13 protein-coding genes and 1 pseudogene are annotated in these 15,255 nt (G+C 62.3%); 5 read left to right on the top strand and 9 right to left on the bottom strand.

The features are described 5' to 3' along the window. Positions 1–4 precede the first annotated feature (4 nt). On the top strand, positions 5–1,018 hold the full coding sequence (locus NKI10_RS15255; RefSeq protein WP_023829453.1) for an NADP-dependent oxidoreductase: 1,014 nt from the start codon (positions 5–7) through the stop codon (positions 1,016–1,018). A gap of 61 nt (positions 1,019–1,079) precedes the next feature. On the opposite strand, the gene NKI10_RS15250 is transcribed toward NKI10_RS15255, so the two are convergent. The 5 genes from NKI10_RS15250 to NKI10_RS15230 form a co-directional block, all read right to left on the bottom strand. Beyond that, on the bottom strand, positions 1,080–1,715 hold the full coding sequence (locus NKI10_RS15250; RefSeq protein WP_352860752.1) for an SGNH/GDSL hydrolase family protein: 636 nt from the start codon (positions 1,713–1,715) through the stop codon (positions 1,080–1,082). Between the two features lie 130 nt (positions 1,716–1,845). Continuing rightward, the gene (locus tag NKI10_RS15245; RefSeq protein WP_352860750.1) at positions 1,846–2,649 is read right to left on the bottom strand and encodes an alpha/beta fold hydrolase; all 804 of its coding nucleotides are present in this window, start codon (positions 2,647–2,649) and stop codon (positions 1,846–1,848) included. Between the two features lie 272 nt (positions 2,650–2,921). Beyond that, entirely contained in the window at positions 2,922–3,851 is a 930-nt protein-coding gene (gene rbsK, locus NKI10_RS15240) for a ribokinase (protein ID WP_352860748.1), read from the bottom strand. A gap of 4 nt (positions 3,852–3,855) precedes the next feature. Then, a complete protein-coding gene (locus NKI10_RS15235) occupies positions 3,856–4,308 on the bottom strand; it encodes an RbsD/FucU family protein (RefSeq protein ID WP_023711516.1) in 453 nt (150 codons plus the stop codon). A 42-nt stretch (positions 4,309–4,350) separates the two neighbouring features. Next, positions 4,351–5,403 (bottom strand): ABC transporter ATP-binding protein, encoded by a 1,053-nt coding sequence (locus tag NKI10_RS15230; protein ID WP_023711517.1) that lies wholly within the window; start codon positions 5,401–5,403, stop codon positions 4,351–4,353. A gap of 273 nt (positions 5,404–5,676) precedes the next feature. On the opposite strand from NKI10_RS15230, the gene NKI10_RS15225 reads away from it, so the two are divergent. The 3 genes from NKI10_RS15225 to NKI10_RS15215 all read left to right on the top strand — a co-directional run bounded on the left by NKI10_RS15225 (position 5,677) and on the right by NKI10_RS15215 (position 9,482). Further along, positions 5,677–7,341, top strand: a complete 1,665-nt coding sequence (locus tag NKI10_RS15225; RefSeq protein ID WP_352860745.1) for an ABC transporter substrate-binding protein — start codon at positions 5,677–5,679, stop codon at positions 7,339–7,341. Positions 7,342–7,439: 98 nt separating this feature from the next. Continuing rightward, positions 7,440–8,555, top strand: a complete 1,116-nt coding sequence (locus NKI10_RS15220; protein ID WP_023705032.1) for a carbohydrate ABC transporter permease — start codon at positions 7,440–7,442, stop codon at positions 8,553–8,555. A gap of 9 nt (positions 8,556–8,564) precedes the next feature. Continuing rightward, positions 8,565–9,482: a carbohydrate ABC transporter permease gene (locus NKI10_RS15215; RefSeq protein WP_023669427.1), complete on the top strand. Its 918-nt coding sequence runs from the start codon at positions 8,565–8,567 to the stop codon at positions 9,480–9,482. A gap of 112 nt (positions 9,483–9,594) precedes the next feature. Here NKI10_RS15215 and NKI10_RS15210 read toward each other — a convergent pair whose 3' ends face one another. Both NKI10_RS15210 and NKI10_RS15205 read right to left on the bottom strand, forming a co-directional pair. Then, positions 9,595–10,338 (bottom strand): creatininase family protein, encoded by a 744-nt coding sequence (locus NKI10_RS15210; protein ID WP_352860743.1) that lies wholly within the window; start codon positions 10,336–10,338, stop codon positions 9,595–9,597. Positions 10,339–10,341: 3 nt separating this feature from the next. Continuing rightward, a pseudogene (locus NKI10_RS15205) lies at positions 10,342–10,907 on the bottom strand (SIS domain-containing protein). Positions 10,908–11,091: 184 nt separating this feature from the next. Between NKI10_RS15205 and NKI10_RS15200 the strand changes: the two are divergent. Then, complete coding sequence (locus NKI10_RS15200; RefSeq protein ID WP_023705034.1) at positions 11,092–12,114, top strand: aldo/keto reductase; 1,023 nt, start codon at positions 11,092–11,094, stop codon at positions 12,112–12,114. 91 nt (positions 12,115–12,205) lie between these two features. Here the strand turns inward: NKI10_RS15200 and NKI10_RS15195 are convergent, their stop codons facing one another. Together NKI10_RS15195 and lon are read right to left on the bottom strand one after the other, a co-directional pair. Then, positions 12,206–12,478 carry an HU family DNA-binding protein gene (locus NKI10_RS15195; RefSeq protein ID WP_023669423.1) on the bottom strand — a complete coding sequence of 91 codons (273 nt, stop codon included), beginning with the start codon at positions 12,476–12,478 and terminating at the stop codon, positions 12,206–12,208. 196 nt (positions 12,479–12,674) lie between these two features. After that, positions 12,675–15,086: an endopeptidase La gene (gene lon, locus NKI10_RS15190; protein ID WP_352860741.1), complete on the bottom strand. Its 2,412-nt coding sequence runs from the start codon at positions 15,084–15,086 to the stop codon at positions 12,675–12,677. Positions 15,087–15,255 lie beyond the last annotated feature (169 nt).

Here is a 15,255-nt window from a genome sequence, read left to right as displayed (position 1 = left end):
ACCAATGAGCGATAAGATGAAGGCAGTCCGTCTGCACGCATTCGGTGGTCCCGAGATGCTGGTGTACGAAGACGCGCCTAGGCCGGGTGTGAAGCCCGGCGAGGTGCTTGTCCGAGTCCAGGCGGCCGGGCTTAACCCGCCCGACTGGTATCTGCGGGATGGCTATCGCGCACTGCCGCCAGAATGGCGACCCAACGCGTCCTTCCCACTGATTCTCGGCACGGACGTGTCGGGCGTCATTGAAGCGGTTGGCGCTGACGTCGCTGAGTTCAGCATCGGTGACGAGGTCTACGCAATGGTTCGCTTCCCCGATAACTTGATGACGGGTAGCAATGCCTACGCGCATTATGTCAGTGTGCCGGCATCGCATGTTGCGTTGAAACCAGCCGGCATCGACCATATTCATGCGGCTGGTGCGCCGATGTCGCTTCTGACGGCATGGCAGTTCTTGATCGAACTTGGCCACGACGAGCCGAATCCGTTCCAGCCCTTACCGCATGAGCCGGTGCCCCTCGACGGCAAGACGGTGCTCATCAATGGTGCCGGAGGCGGTGTCGGGCATCTGGCCGTCCAGTTGGCGAAATGGCGGTGCGCGCGCGTCATCGCGGTGACATCGGCCAAGAACGAGGCGCTGATGCGCGATCTCGGCGTGGATCAATTCATCGACTACAAGACAACCGCGGCGGAAGATGTCGTCCGAGACGTCGACCTTGTCCTCGACGCGGTGGGCGGCGCGGACATGGAGCGCTTCTTCCATGTTCTGAAGCCGGGCGGCGCGCTGTTCCTGGTCAACCCACTGGGCTTCGCTGGTCACGAAGAGACAGAGAGGCTGGGGATCACGGTCTCATCCACACAGGTTCGATCCAATGGCGCGCAGTTGGCAAAAGCCGCCCGCCTGATCGACGACGGCCTTGTGCGTGTCGTCATCGACAGCACATTCCCGCTGGCCGAGGCATCGCGCGCACATGAGCGCGCCGCCGACGGCAGTATTCAAGGCAAGATCGTGCTGGCCGTCTGAATTGTTGCTTTCAGTCCGACCGACCATCGGGAGTGCAGACGATCGGGCGGGATTACGCCGTTTAGCCGACGAAGACCACCGACCGACGTCCGGCTGAATCGTGCTCGACTACAAGTGCCGCGATGGCTGCCGCGATCTTCGCGCCGCCTTGCACTGACGGTTCGATAGGATTGGCGAAGTCCGCGTCCTCATTCGATACCAAGCGCAGGTCGACGAGCGGCAAACCGCGCGAGAACGCCGCCCGGGTGATGACGTCGTTGAGGACCGTCAGGGCAGTTGCGGCAAGTCTACGACGCTGTGGGTCGGGAAAGCGCGCCTCGTAGATCGTGCAGACAGCGGTGGGTAGGTTTTGGCCCAGCGCCCCCTCGAGCATCGTACAGTAGTCGTGCTCGAATTCCTCCCGGATATCGCTGATCCTGTCCAGAACCTCGGCCACCGAACGGGCCCCCTGCTCCAGAATCCCTGCATGACGAAGAGCATCATTGCCACCGACGCTGACGACAAGATGGCTAGCATCCTGGGGGAGCCGTTCAAGCTGCCGCTCGACGCCGCTTGTGACGGCGCCGTCGACGGCGTTTAGCGTTGCACGCCACCCCTCCGGCAAGCGCTCCCGCAGCTGTCGCACTAAGTCGGGCCCGCGCGCGACATAGGCAGCGTTGTCAAAGATCGAATCCCCGAGAAGGACGACGTGTGGCATCGGATGCTCCGTTGAGGCCTCTGCCAATGCTGCATCAGCAGAGGAGGTAAGGTGGTGGGTTGTGACTGCGGCAGCGAGCACGGTCAGGAGATCACGGCGAGTCAGGCCACCTGCAGAACGGAACGGCATCTCAGCCGTCCAGGAACGCCAGAAGCGCGGCATTCACCGCGCTGGCCTCTTCGCGCTGTACCCAATGCGTCGCCTTCTCGAACGTCTGCAGGCCCCGATCGTTGCAAAGGGCCAGACTGCGCTCGGCCAGGCCATATTCCAGAGCTTGGTCCTGCATCCCCCACAGTACAAGGGTCGGTGTCGTGATCCGCTGCTTCAGGCTTGGGCGGAAGCGCAGCGCCCGATACCAGTTGAGCATGCCGGTCAGCGCCCCCGGCCGTCCCCAGGTCTGCCGATACTCTGCGATTTCCTCCGCCGTGAAGGCATCTGTTCGGCTGGATTTGATGAGCGCCCGTGCCAGCAGAACCGAGTGCCCTGCTCCCAGAACAGCCTCCGGCAGCAAGGGGAACTGGAAGAAGGCCGCATAGCTGCTCCGCAGGAACTTGGTCGGAGATCGCAAGGAATGGGCAAGCAGCACCTCGGGGTGGGGCGCGTTCAGGATGACGAGCCTTTCCAGGCGGTGCGACAGCTTTGCGCCTGCCGCCCAGGCGACGATACCGCCCCAGTCATGACCGACGAGGTGAAACCTTCCGATGCCGAGCGCGTCGGCGATGGCAACGACATCGCCGACGAGCTTGGGGAGCGTGTATTCACGGATGGCTTTCGGCTTGTCACTGGTGTTGTAGCCCCTCTGGTCGGGAACGATGACCCGGAATCCGGCGGAAGCGAGCGCATCGATCTGCCGTCTCCAGCCGATCCAGAAGTCGCCGGGAGCAGTCTGTCCCGGTCCAGCCGCTAGGCTGGCAGCAGCGGAGGCGTCGATCAAAGTGAATACCTCGCGGAGTTGACGAGGAGTTCTGATAGGCAAGTTTCAATTTCGCGCTTTTTCCCGCAAATTCGAGAGCGTAAGGAATTGAATCAGTCGTTGATTAATCAGGCGTTTTCGCCGGCCTGTCACGCCGGAGGTCGCGGGTTCGAGCCCCGTCACTCGCGCCATTTCTCCTCAGGAGAAATGTGACATAATCGTCTAGAATCATGGTCTTGCATGAGGCAATTCAGATCCGGTCGGATCTGAACTCGATCTCTCCCGCAACGACCTCACCCCTCGGCCAGCAGCGCCTCGACCTCATGCAGCGTCGGCATGGATGGCGCCGTACCCGGCCGCGTCACCGAAATGCCGGCGACGGCGCAGGCGAAGCGGACGGCTTGCAGCGGCTCCACGCCTTTGGCGAGTGCGGCGGCCAGGCCGCCATTGAAGGCATCGCCCGCGCCGGTGGTTTCGACCACCGGACCGGCACTGACCACGGGAACATGGTCGGACCGAGCGGCCGTGTGCAGCAGCGCGCCTTTTTCGCCGAGCGTGATGATGACCGAGCCGACGCCCTTCTTGAGCAGGCTGTCGGCGGCGCGGCGAGCGTCGTCGATCGAAGAAACCTTGATGCCGGTCAGTTCCTCCGCCTCGGTTTCGTTGGGGGTCACATAGTCGCAAAGCGTATAGATGCGGTCCGGCAGCTTGGCCGCCGGCGCCGGATTGAGGATGGTGGTCACCCCTGCACCGCGCGCGATTTCGAGTGCGCGCAGTGCCGCGTCGATCGGCTGCTCGAGCTGGGTGACGAAGACGCCGGCGCCGCCGATCAGGCCGGCGTTGGCCTCGATGTCTTCAGGCGAGATCAGCATCGCCGCACCCGGGCTGACGATGATGGCGTTGTTGCCGGTTGTCTCCTCGATGAAGATATAGGCCGCGCCGGTATAGCTTTGCGGCGTCTCGATGACGGCGGATTTGACGCTCGCCTCTGCCCAGGTCGCCTTGGCCATGTCGGCGAAAGCATCGACGCCAAGCCGGGTCAGGAAGGTGACGTCCGCGCCGAGCTTGCCTGCCGCCACCGCCTGGTTCGAGCCCTTGCCTCCCGGTCCCAGCTTGAAGGAATTACCAAGAATGGTTTCACCCATGCGCGGCTGTCGATCGGCGCGGTAGGCGGTGTCGGCGACGAAAACGCCCAGAATGACGACAGGTTTGCCCGACGCCATGGCCCTACTCGGCGTCCGGCGGCACGACGCCCTTGCGAAAGGCGAAGCAGCCATAGAAGCGGCGCTCGCCGGTCTGGATGACGCAATAGGCTTTCTTGGCGCGCTCGTAGAAGGCATAGCGCTCGACCGAGATCATCGGCCAGGCCTTGCCTTCCGCCTTGTCGATCTCCTTCTGCACCTCTTTTTGCACCGGCGGGATCTCGTCCGGCTTGCCGACGATCTCCATGCGCGCGGCCGCATCGTCGACGAAAGTGTCCAGCGGATAGAGCGACAGCACCGCCTTGACCACATCGGCCGCCGAGGCGTCGATGTGCAGCAGCTTGCCGAGCACGGTCTGCTTTGCCACCGAATCGGCGGGGAAATTGGTGTCGGCGATGACCAGATCGTCGCCGTGTCCCATTGCCCTGAGCGCCTGGAGCACATCGGCATTGAGCAATGGGTTGATCCCTTTGAGCATGGCAGTCCTCGTCAAACAGGTTTGGTCAAAGTCGATTGGAAATCAGAGCCGGTTGCCGGTCTCGGCGTCGAAGAGATGGACCTGGTCGAGGCGCGGCTTGAGATTGAGCGTGTCGCCGGGCTTGAAGTCGTGGCGCTCGCGAAACAGCGCCACCATCTCGCCCTCGCCGAAACGCACGAAGACCAGCGTTTCGGAACCCGTGGGTTCGACCACCGAGATCTTTGCTGGCACGCCGTCGGCATGGATTTCGAGATGCTCGGGCCGCACGCCATAGACCACGGCCTGGCCCTCCTTGGCGGCGCTGCCGGCCGCGATCGGGAACAGCGTGCCCGCTATCTCGACCTTGTCGCCCTTGCGCACCACGCCCTTGAGCAGGTTCATCGACGGCGAGCCGATGAAGCCGGCGACAAACAGATTGGCCGGCCGGTCGAACAATTCCAATGGCGCGCCGACCTGCTCGATACGACCGTCGCGCATGACCACGATCTTGTCGGCCATGGTCATGGCTTCGATCTGGTCGTGGGTGACGTAGATGGTGGTGGTCTTCAGCCGCTGGTGCAGTTCCTTGATCTCGGTGCGCATCTGCACGCGCAGCTTGGCGTCGAGATTGGAGAGCGGCTCATCGAACAGGAAGACCTGCGGGTTGCGCACGATGGCGCGGCCCATGGCGACGCGCTGGCGCTGGCCGCCGGAGAGCTGGCGCGGATAGCGTTTCAGGTACGGATTGAGGTCGAGAATGTCGGCGGCGCGCTTGACCCGCTCGGCGACCACGGCCGGATCGGTCTTGCGCAGCTTCAGCGCAAACGCCATGTTCTGCTCCACCGTCTTGTGCGGATAGAGCGCGTAGTTCTGGAACACCATGGCGATGTCGCGCTTGGCCGGCGGCAGATTGTTGACGATGCGCTCGCCAATGGCGATCGTGCCGCCGGACACGGTCTCCAGCCCGGCCACCATCCTGAGCAGCGTGGACTTGCCGCAGCCCGACGGGCCGACCAGCACCACGAACTGGCCATCGGCGATATCGACGCTGACCTCGTGCAGGACCTTGACGGTTCCGAACGCCTTGGCCACATTGCTGATCGCGACTTGAGCCATCGTCCCCCCTTTTCTCGCGGTGAAGCTAGCCATTGCCAACGGCAAGGGCAAGTCGGTATGTTATCGATAAAAAGCCATTCGTGTTGACAAGGTAATCGATTACGCAAATATTGGCTGTTGCCAATCCGGCAGTCGGATTTTTATCCGAAAATCGGAGCTCCAGGCGACGCAGGGTGGGGTCCCACGTCCCCGTATGATAAAGGAGAACCGCCGACGTTTCGGCGTCGGAGGGATTGGCATTTTAATTCACGACTGTTGTTCTGGGAGGAATAGATGAGAGTCGGTCTGTACGAAAAACTCGTCCGCGCGGGTGCCACCCGGCGTGACATACTCAAAGGCGCGGCCTCGATGGCCGCGATCGCCGCCGCATCGGGTGCTGGGCTCGGCGCTTTCACCCGCCCGGCTGAAGCCGCCAGCGAGCTACGCTCCAAAATTCTGCAGATCCCCGGCGTCGGCAAGGGTCAGCCGACGGATGCCGATTTCCAGAAGGTCGGCGAACTCTGCCTGGAAGCCACCAAGGCCAACGTCAAGGAAGGCGAATTCGCCGGCGTCGCGCTCACCTTCATGGGCCTCAACAACCAGAACCTGCACAATGTGCTGTTCCGCGGCTTCCTGAAGCCGTGGGAGGCCTATACCGGCGCCAAGATCAGCTGGATCGACCTGGCGCAGGCCGACTACAATGCCCGCCTGCAGCAGTCGATCGCCACCGGCACCGTCGACTTCGACATCATCGAGATGGGCGCGCCCTTCGAAGGCGATGTCTGCGGCAAGGGCCTGACGTCCGAGATGCCCGACTGGGTCAAAGAGCAGATCGACATGAAGGATGTCGTGGCCTATCTGCAGCCGCCGGTCGGCACCTGGGACGGCAAGCAGTACCGGATCACCGTCGATGGCGATGCGCACAACTTCAATTACCGCACCGACGTTTTTGCCGATGCCGACCTCGCCAAGGCGTGGAAGGACGGCGGCGCGGCCACCGAATGGGGTGTGCCGAAGACCTGGCAGGAAGTCCAGGCCGTCACAAAATTCCTCAAGGGCAAGAAGTTCAAGGACCAGGACGTCTTCGGCTATCTCGATGCGCCCAAGGCCTGGGGCGGTTTCGGCTTCTACTTCCTCGGCAGCCGCGCCACCGCCTATGCCAAGCATCCCGACGACAAGGCCTGGCTGTTCGATGCCGACACGATGAAGCCGCGCATCAACAATCCGGCCTGGGTGCGCGCCATCCAGGACGTCATCGACGCGCTGCCGTCGGAGCCCGCCGACCAGATCAACGCCGACCCGAACACGACAGCCTTCCAGCAGTTCCTGGCCGGCACCGGTTCAATGGTCACCTGGTGGGGCGACGTCGGCTCCAACGTCAAGACCAACGATAGCTCGGTCATCGGCGACGTCACCGGCTTCTCGATCCTGCCGGGATCCGACGACGTCTACAATGCTAAGACCGGCGCCTGGGACAAACTCGCCAGCGGCCCGAACTATGCGCCAAACTGTGCCTATCTCGGCTGGGGCGTCTATGTCATGGCCCGCGTCGATACGGACGAAAAGAAGAAAAAAGCGGCATGGTCGGCCGCCGCTCATCTCGGCGGCAAGGACCTGTCAATCTGGACGGCGATGTATCCGTCCGGCTTCCAGCCCTACCGCAACTCGCATTTCGACATTCCCGAATGGGTGGCGGCAGGCTACGACGAGGCGTTCATCACCTCGTATCTGAAGTCGGAAGCCGACAGCTACAACCATCCGAACGCGGCGATCGAACCGCGCATCCCCGGCATCTTCCAGTACTATTCGGCTGCCGAGGACATTCTGGCCAACACATTCGCCGGCAAGATGAAGGCGCAGGAAGGCGCCGACGCCATTGCCGCGGCCTGGGAGAAGCTGACCGACCAGATCGGCCGCGAAAACCAGATCAAGCTCTACAAGGCCTCGCTCGGCGTGTAGGCTGATCCTATCGTGACAACAGGTCCGGCGGTGCAAGCCGCCGGACCTGACCGGCTCGGGCCGGTCGCAGGCTTGATTTTTTAAACGGACGGGGACGCGTGGCTGACCAGACCACCAATGTATGGCCGGCCAACGCCGGCCCAGCCGATCTGATCTCGCCGGCCCGCAAGCGGGCGGGTTTTGCCCTGATGGCGGCCGCCACGCTTGGCCTGCTGGCGGTGATCGCGTTTGAGATCCTCTACAAGAACGAGATCACCACGCTCGGCTTCGAGACCTGGCGTCCGATCGTCTACGCCTATGTTCTGTGGGGCGTGACGCTTGGCATCGGCCAGGTGCTGACGCGCGGCGAGGACGGCCAGCGCGCGCTGTTCCTGCTGCCGGCGCTGCTGTTCACCATCGCCATGGTGATCTTCCCGACGCTGTTCGGCTTCTATATCGCGCTGACCGACTGGAACCTGTCGTCCTTTTCCGGCCGCAAGTTCAACGGGCTCGACAATTTCTGGCAGATGCTGGCCGATCCCTACTACCGCAACGCGCTGTTCAACATGGTGCTTTATGTGCTCGCCGTGCTGGTTGAGTATGTGATTGCCTTCGGCCTGGCGCTGCTGCTCAACGCGCAGATCCGGGCGCGCAAATTCTTCCGAGTCGTCTTCCTGATGCCGCTGATGCTGTCGCCGGTCGCGGTGTCGTGGATGATCGGCAAATCGCTGATGGAGTACCGTTTCGGGCCGGCGGCGACGCTGGCGCGCCATTTCGGCTGGGAAAACCCCGCCTTCTTCTCCAACCCGATCACCGCCCGCATCTCGATCATGGTGCTCGACGCCTGGACCTTCATCCCGTTCATGATGATCATGCTGCTTGCCGGCCTGCAGGCGATGTCGCGCGACGTGCTGGAAGCGGCGCGCGTCGATGGCGCCACGCCCTGGCAGACTTTCTGGCAGGTCACCTTCCCGCTGATGCTGCCGGTGTCGGTCACGGCGGTGATCCTGCGCATCATCTTCAAGCTGAAGCTTGCCGACATCATCATTACCGTCACCTCCGGCGGCCCCGGCGGCGCCACGGATTCAGTGTCGAGCTTCATCTACCGCGAATACCGCGACCGTTCGAATGTCGGCTACGGCACCATGCTGGCGATGGCCTATCTCGTCATCATCGTCGTGTTCGTGACCTGGCTGTTGAAATTCGCCAATCGCTTCGTGCGCAACGTGAACTGACGAGGCACAATGAGCGTCCAGACCACCGACTATGCTGCCTCGGAAATCCGCTCACCGCTGGGTTTTCTGGCCAATCGCATCTTCATCTATGGTGCGCTGGCGTTCTGGGCCTTCATCTGCCTGTTCCCGATCTACTGGACCATCACCACCTCGTTCAAGACCGCGGTCGACGTCACGCAAGGACACCTCATCCCGTTCGTCGACTTCCAGCCGGACTGGAAGGGCTGGCGCTCGCTCGGCCTGTCGCCGGATTCGATCTTCCAGACCTCGACGGTGCGGGAGGAGTTTTTCAAGCGCTTCATGAATTCGGTCATCACCTCGGTCGGTGCGTCGAGCCTCGCCATCGTCATTGGCAGCCTCGCCGCCTATGGGCTGACCCGCTACCGCTATCAGTTCGCCTGGTTCAAGAACGAGGACATCTCCTTCTTCTTCCTGTCGCAGCTGATCCTACCGCCGGTGGTGCTGGCCCTGCCCTTCCTGGTGCTCTACCGCGAGGTCGGCCTGCTCGACACACGCATCGGCCTGATCCTGCTCTACACGCTGATGGTGCTGCCGATCGTCATCTGGATCATGCGCGACCAGTTCAACTCGATCCCGGTCGAGCTCGAGGAGGCAGCGCTGGTCGACGGCCTGTCGATCTGGGGCGCTTTTTTCCGCATCGTCATGCCGATTGCGCTGCCGGGCATGGTCGCCGCTTTCATCCTGGCGATGGTGCTGTGCTGGAACGAGTATTTTTTCGCCGCGCTGCTGACCTCGACCGACGCCAAGACCATCCCGGTCATGGTGGCGAGCCAGACCGGCTCGCAAGGCATCAACTGGTGGTCGATGGCGGCTCTTGCCACCGCCGCGATCGCACCGCTGGCGGTCATCGGGATTGCGCTTGAGCGGTATCTGATCATGGGCATGACGGCTGGGGCGGTGAAGTAGGCGAGAGGCAGCCCCCCATCGCTTCGTCATCCTAGGGCGAAGCAAGGAGCGAAGCGACGCGGCGCACACCCTAAGATAACGAAAATACGAAAGCCGCCCGACAGTCTCGTAGCTAGCGCCTCAGGATTTCCGTGAGATGATCCATGATCATCGCGACGCCCTTCTGCCCAAGCTCCGCCGAGGCGTCCTTGGCACTCGCCGTGTACCAGCTTGTATTGTCCGCAAAACGCCCGGCATCGACCGCTTCCGGACACAGCGCCAGCATCAGCGACGTCTCGCCGATGCCGGCGTGATCGAACGGATACTTCCCGTTCATGGCAGCCGACATCAGCGGGTGCACCTGCACCCAGTTGAAGAAATTCTCGCCTGCGGCGTGCCCGGCATAATAATCGGCCATCTCGTCTGAGCCCCACCAGCCCTCGCCGCGCTGCTTCTCGAGGAAGCGGAAGATCGCCTGGCGGCCGGCGGCCTTGAAGGCGAGATCGGTCGGCATGCCGGCGGCAAAGTTCTCGGTCTGGTGGTGGATGATGGCGTTGATGTTACGAAAGCCGATGCGCAGCAGGCTGTAGAACAATTCTTCGGCGAACGGCGCCAGCTGGTTGCCGCCGACCTGCACCGAGCCGTTGCCTTCGGGTGCTGCCACCACATAGCTCGCCGCACCGTAGTAGAAAGCCGGCAGGATGACGATGTCGGCCTCCTTCTCGTAGAGCTCCAGCGTCTTGATGACGGCCAGCGTGTCCATGCCGACAGCCATGTGCTCGCCGTGATATTCGAGCACGCCGAGCGGGAGAGCGACCGGCCAGTTCTCGGCGATCGCCTTGCGGATCTGGTGCGGCAGCATCAGTTCGTAGCGCATGATCTATTCCATGTTGGTGTGGCGGGCGCGCATGGCCTCGGACGACTGGCCGGTCAGCGCCTTGAGCTTCAGCACCATGACCTCGAACAGCAGGAACAGCGCCCCTTCGAAGACCGAGCCCATCGGCAGCAGCGATGTCTTTTGCGGCCCCTGGTCGCGCGCCATGGTCTGCGCCGGGATAAGCAAGGTGAAGTCGGCAAGCGCGACCGCACTGCTGCCTGCCTCGGCGGTGAGCAAAAGCACGGTGGCGCCGGCCTTGCGGGCGACTTGCATCAAGGTGAGCACCGTCGTCGTCTCGCCCGGGCCGGAACTGACCAGGAAGACATCGGCTGCGCCAAGCGGTGGCGTGTTCATGTCGCCGACCACCGACACCTCAAGCCCGAGGTGATAGAGGCGCATGGCGAACCCTTGAGCTGCAAGGCCTCGCGGCCGCAGCCATAGACGACGATCTTTTGCGCGCGGGCCAGGGTTTCGCAGGCGGTGTCGATGCCGGCTTCGTCGACGCGCGCCAGTACGGCGCCCAGCTCTTGCAGGGCGGTCGAAAACATATCCGAGCCGGCATTCGTCATGAGAGTCCCATCTGTCCGGCTGGGTTTGTGGCCGGTGATTTCGGTTGCGCGCTTTCGGAGAAAGGCTTGTTTTTGTTCATGCTATCACCGCGAAAATGCCTGTCCAACGGCCATGGCGGCTTTTGCTGAGCCAGCGGCGTGATAGTGTCATGTCAGACAAATCAATCCAGGAAATCAGCACGACATGAAGACACGGCATTTCGACCGCATCGGCAATGGCGGCCTCGACTTCACCGAGCTTGGCTTCGGCAGCGCGCCGCTCGGCAACCTTTACCGCGCCGTCCCTGACGCGGATGCCAACGCAACGCTGGAGGCGGCGTGGGCGACCGGCTGCCGTTACTACGACACCGCGCCGCTCTATGGCCTGGGTCTCGCCGAAACGCGGCTAAATGCTTTCCTGCGCGGCAAAAGCCGGGACGACTACGTGCTGTCGAGCAAGGTCGGCCGGCTGCTGCGCGCCTGCCCGCCGGAGGAGCGAACCGGCATCGGCAAGTTCTTCGACACACCGACGCGCAAGGAGGTCTACGACTACAGCTATGACGGCGTCATGCGCTCGTTCGAGGCGTCGCTGGAACGGCTTGGCGTCGACCGCATCGACATCCTTTTCGTCCATGACCTCGACATCTTCACCCATGGCAGCAAGGAGGCGTCAGACCAGCGCATCGAGGAATTCATGGCCTCGGGCTACAACGGACTGGTTGCGCTGCGCGACCAGGGCGTGATCAAGGCCTTCGGCGGCGGCATCAACGAATGGGAGGTTTGCCAGACGCTGGCGGAGCGTGGCGACTTCGACCTGTTCCTGCTGGCCGGGCGCTACACGCTGCTGGAACAGGAAGCGCTTGCCACCTTCCTGCCGCTCTGTGAGCAACGCGGCATCGGCATCGTTCTCGGCGGTCCTTACAATTCCGGCATCCTGGCGACCGGGCCGAAGCCAGGCGCCTATTACAATTACTCCGAGGCGCCAAGGGACATCATGGATCGCGTCGGGCGCATCGAGGCCGTCTGCGAGCGCCATGGCGTCAGGCTGATCGAGGCGGCGCTGCAGTTTCCGCTGCTGCACCCTTCCGTGGTGTCGGTCATCCCCGGCGGCCAGCGGCCGAGCGAAGTCGAAAGCAACCGCGCCCTGCTCGATGCCAAGCTGCCCGCGGCGCTGTGGGCGGACCTCAAGCAGGAAGGCCTGATGCGCGCGGATGCGCCGGTGGGCTGAAGGCGCGCCTCAGCGGGCTGACGGCTTGCCGCGATCGAGGCAAAAGAAAAGCCGGGCGAACCCGGCTTTCCAACATTCTCTGAAAAAATTTTTAGTTGACCGCGTCCTTGAGGCCTTTGCCGGCCGAGAACTTCGGCACGGTACGCGCCGGAATCTTCACTTCCGCGCCAGTCTGCGGGTTGCGGCCAGTCGATGCCGCACGCTTGGAGACGGTGAAATTTCCGAAGCCGACGAGCCGTACATCGCCGCCCTTCTTCAGTTCGCCAGTGATGACGGAGAACACCGCCTCAACCGCCGACTGTGCGTCACCCTTCGAAATGCTCGCGGATTCAGCGACAGCGGAAACCAGTTCGTTCTTGTTCATAAAAATTCCCTTCCATGAGAAAACCGGAACTTTCGACTCATCCGGCAGGAGAGGGACTTTAGAAAGAAGCGCTCGCAAACCCAAGTCAAAAAGCCGGAAATAAGTTGAAAAAAGCCCGGAAAAGGTGGGTTTTTCACATGAAAAAGCCGGGCTCAAGGCCCGGCTCTCTCTTTGTGCACTGCAACTTTAGTAGTTTCTAATGTGCAAGCGACTTTCCAGCATCGTCAACGGTATCGGTGGAAGCCGGCGGATTGACTGGCTCGACCCACTCGATCGGCTCCGGCATGCGCACCAACGCGTACCTCAGAACCTCGCCGACACGTGAGACCGGAATGATCTCCATACCGTTCTTCACATTGTCCGGTATCTCCGCCAGATCCTTGGCGTTGTCTTCCGGGATCAGCACCTTCTTGATGCCGCCGCGCAATGCGGCGAGCAGCTTCTCCTTGAGGCCGCCGATCGGCAAGATGCGGCCGCGAAGCGTTATCTCGCCAGTCATCGCCACATCAGCCCGGACCGGAATACCAGTCATGACAGACACGATGGCTGTCGCCATGGCAGCACCTGCAGACGGACCGTCCTTCGGCGTGGCGCCTTCGGGCAAGTGGACGTGGATGTCACGCTTGTCGAACAGCGGCGGCTCGATGCCGAAATCGATGGCCCGCGAGCGGACATAAGAGGCCGCCGCCGAGATCGATTCCTTCATCACGTCGCGCAGATTGCCGGTCACCGTCATGCGGCCCTTGCCGGGCATCATGACGCCTTCGACCGTCAGCAGCTCGCCGCCGACTTCTGTCCAGGCAAGACCGGTGACGACACCGACCTGATCGTCGGCCTCGACCTGGCCGAAGCGGAAGCGCGGAACACCGAGGTAATCGGCGAGGTTCGCCGCCGTAATGCTCACCGTCTTCTTCTTCGTCTTCAGGATCTCGGTCACCGCCTTGCGCCCGAGCTTCATCAGCTCGCGCTCCAGGCTTCTGACGCCCGCTTCACGGGTGTAGGTCTGGATGATGCCGCGGATCGCGTCCTCGCCGACGGAGAATTCCTTCGGCTGCAGGGCATGATCGCGGATCACCTTGGGCATCAGGTGACGCTTGGCGATCTCGATCTTCTCGTCCTCGGTGTAGCCGGCGATACGGATGATCTCCATGCGGTCCATCAGGGGCGCAGGGATGTTCAGTGTGTTCGCCGTCGTCACGAACATCACGCTCGATAGGTCGTATTCGACCTCGAGGTAATGGTCCATGAACGTCGAGTTCTGCTCGGGATCGAGCACCTCGAGCAAAGCCGATGACGGATCGCCACGGAAGTCCTGGCCCATCTTGTCGATCTCGTCGAGCAGGAAGAGCGGGTTGGACTTCTTGGCCTTCTTCATCGACTGGATGACCTTGCCGGGCATCGAGCCGATATAGGTGCGGCGGTGGCCACGGATCTCGGCCTCGTCACGCACGCCGCCAAGCGCCATGCGGATGAACTCGCGGCCGGTCGCCTTGGCGATCGACTTGCCGAGCGAGGTCTTGCCGACGCCGGGAGGGCCGACGAGGCACAGGATCGGCCCCTTCAGCTTCTTCTGGCGGCTTTGCACGGCGAGATACTCGACGATGCGGTCCTTGACCTTGTCGAGGCCGAAATGATCGGTGTCGAGCACGTTCTGCGCAAACGCCAGGTCCTGCTTGACCTTGGAGTTCTTGCCCCACGGGATCGACAGGATCCAGTCGAGGTAGTTGCGCACGACGGTCGATTCCGCCGACATCGGCGACATCGTCCGCAGCTTCTTCAACTCGGCTTCCGCCTTTTCGCGGGCCTCCTTGGAGAGCTTGGTCTTCTTGATGCGCGCCTCGATCTCGGCGGCCTCGTCGCGGCCGTCCTCGCCTTCGCCGAGCTCCTTCTGGATCGCCTTCATCTGCTCGTTGAGGTAATATTCGCGCTGCGTCTTCTCCATCTGGCGCTTGACGCGCGAGCGGATGCGCTTCTCCACCTGCAGGACGGAGATTTCGGCTTCCATGAAGCCCATCGCCTTTTCCAGCCGTTCCTTGACGGACAGCGTGGCCAGCATCTCCTGCTTCTCGGGGATCTTGATGGCGAGGTGCGAAGCAACCGTATCGGCGAGCTTGGAATAGTCGTCGATCTGGCTGGCGGCGCCCACCACTTCAGGCGAGATCTTCTTGTTCAGCTTGACGTAGTTTTCGAAGTCGGTGACGACCGAACGGGCGAGCGCCTCGACCTCGACCTCTTCCTCCTCCGGCTCGACCAGCGCCGTGGCGGTAGCTTCGTGGAAGTCCGGACGGTCGGTGAACGAGACGATCTTGGCACGCGACGCGCCTTCGACCAGCACCTTGACGGTGCCGTCGGGCAGCTTCAGCAATTGCAGCACATTGGCGAGCGTGCCGATGTCGAAGATCGCATCGGGCTCGGGATCGTCATCGGCGGCATTCATCTGGGTGGCAAGCAGGATCTGCTTTTCCTGACCCATAACCTCTTCCAGCGCCTTGATCGATTTTTCACGCCCGACAAAGAGCGGAACGATCATGTGCGGGAACACCACGATGTCGCGCAGTGGGAGGACTGCGAAGACGCCGTCGCTGGGAGCCTTGGATATTTTGGCCATTGTCCAACCTTTCATGTCGCGGCCGCTAATCGAGCCAACCGCGAATCTCATATTAACGACCGAGGATCGTTCCGCCTACCACCGTTTGTGACGGGAGTTTTACAGCACAGAATTCGGCACCACGGCCTTCCGATGTTAGTTGGATGCACGAGGGGCAAAGATCAAGGGT

The organism is Mesorhizobium sp. M0802 (genome assembly GCF_040320115.1).
GTDB lineage: Bacteria > Pseudomonadota > Alphaproteobacteria > Rhizobiales > Rhizobiaceae > Mesorhizobium.
Note: the sequence above shows the minus strand (reverse complement) of the source record. Positions and strands in the feature narration are given on the sequence as shown.

Excerpts from the sequence above, each read along its gene's own strand:
- NKI10_RS15255 (WP_023829453.1), top strand. The coding sequence starts at position 5 with ATGAGCGATAAGATGAAGGCAGTCCGTCTGCACGCATTCGGTGGTCCC.
- NKI10_RS15250 (WP_352860752.1), bottom strand. The coding sequence starts at position 1,715 with ATGCCACACGTCGTCCTTCTCGGGGATTCGATCTTTGACAACGCTGCC.
- rbsK (WP_352860748.1), bottom strand. The coding sequence starts at position 3,851 with ATGGCGTCGGGCAAACCTGTCGTCATTCTGGGCGTTTTCGTCGCCGAC.
- NKI10_RS15235 (WP_023711516.1), bottom strand. The coding sequence starts at position 4,308 with ATGCTCAAAGGGATCAACCCATTGCTCAATGCCGATGTGCTCCAGGCG.
- NKI10_RS15230 (WP_023711517.1), bottom strand. The coding sequence starts at position 5,403 with ATGGCTCAAGTCGCGATCAGCAATGTGGCCAAGGCGTTCGGAACCGTC.
- NKI10_RS15225 (WP_352860745.1), top strand. The coding sequence starts at position 5,677 with ATGAGAGTCGGTCTGTACGAAAAACTCGTCCGCGCGGGTGCCACCCGG.
- NKI10_RS15215 (WP_023669427.1), top strand. The coding sequence starts at position 8,565 with ATGAGCGTCCAGACCACCGACTATGCTGCCTCGGAAATCCGCTCACCG.
- NKI10_RS15210 (WP_352860743.1), bottom strand. The coding sequence starts at position 10,338 with ATGCGCTACGAACTGATGCTGCCGCACCAGATCCGCAAGGCGATCGCC.
- NKI10_RS15200 (WP_023705034.1), top strand. The coding sequence starts at position 11,092 with ATGAAGACACGGCATTTCGACCGCATCGGCAATGGCGGCCTCGACTTC.
- NKI10_RS15195 (WP_023669423.1), bottom strand. The coding sequence starts at position 12,478 with ATGAACAAGAACGAACTGGTTTCCGCTGTCGCTGAATCCGCGAGCATT.
- lon (WP_352860741.1), bottom strand. The coding sequence starts at position 15,086 with ATGGCCAAAATATCCAAGGCTCCCAGCGACGGCGTCTTCGCAGTCCTC.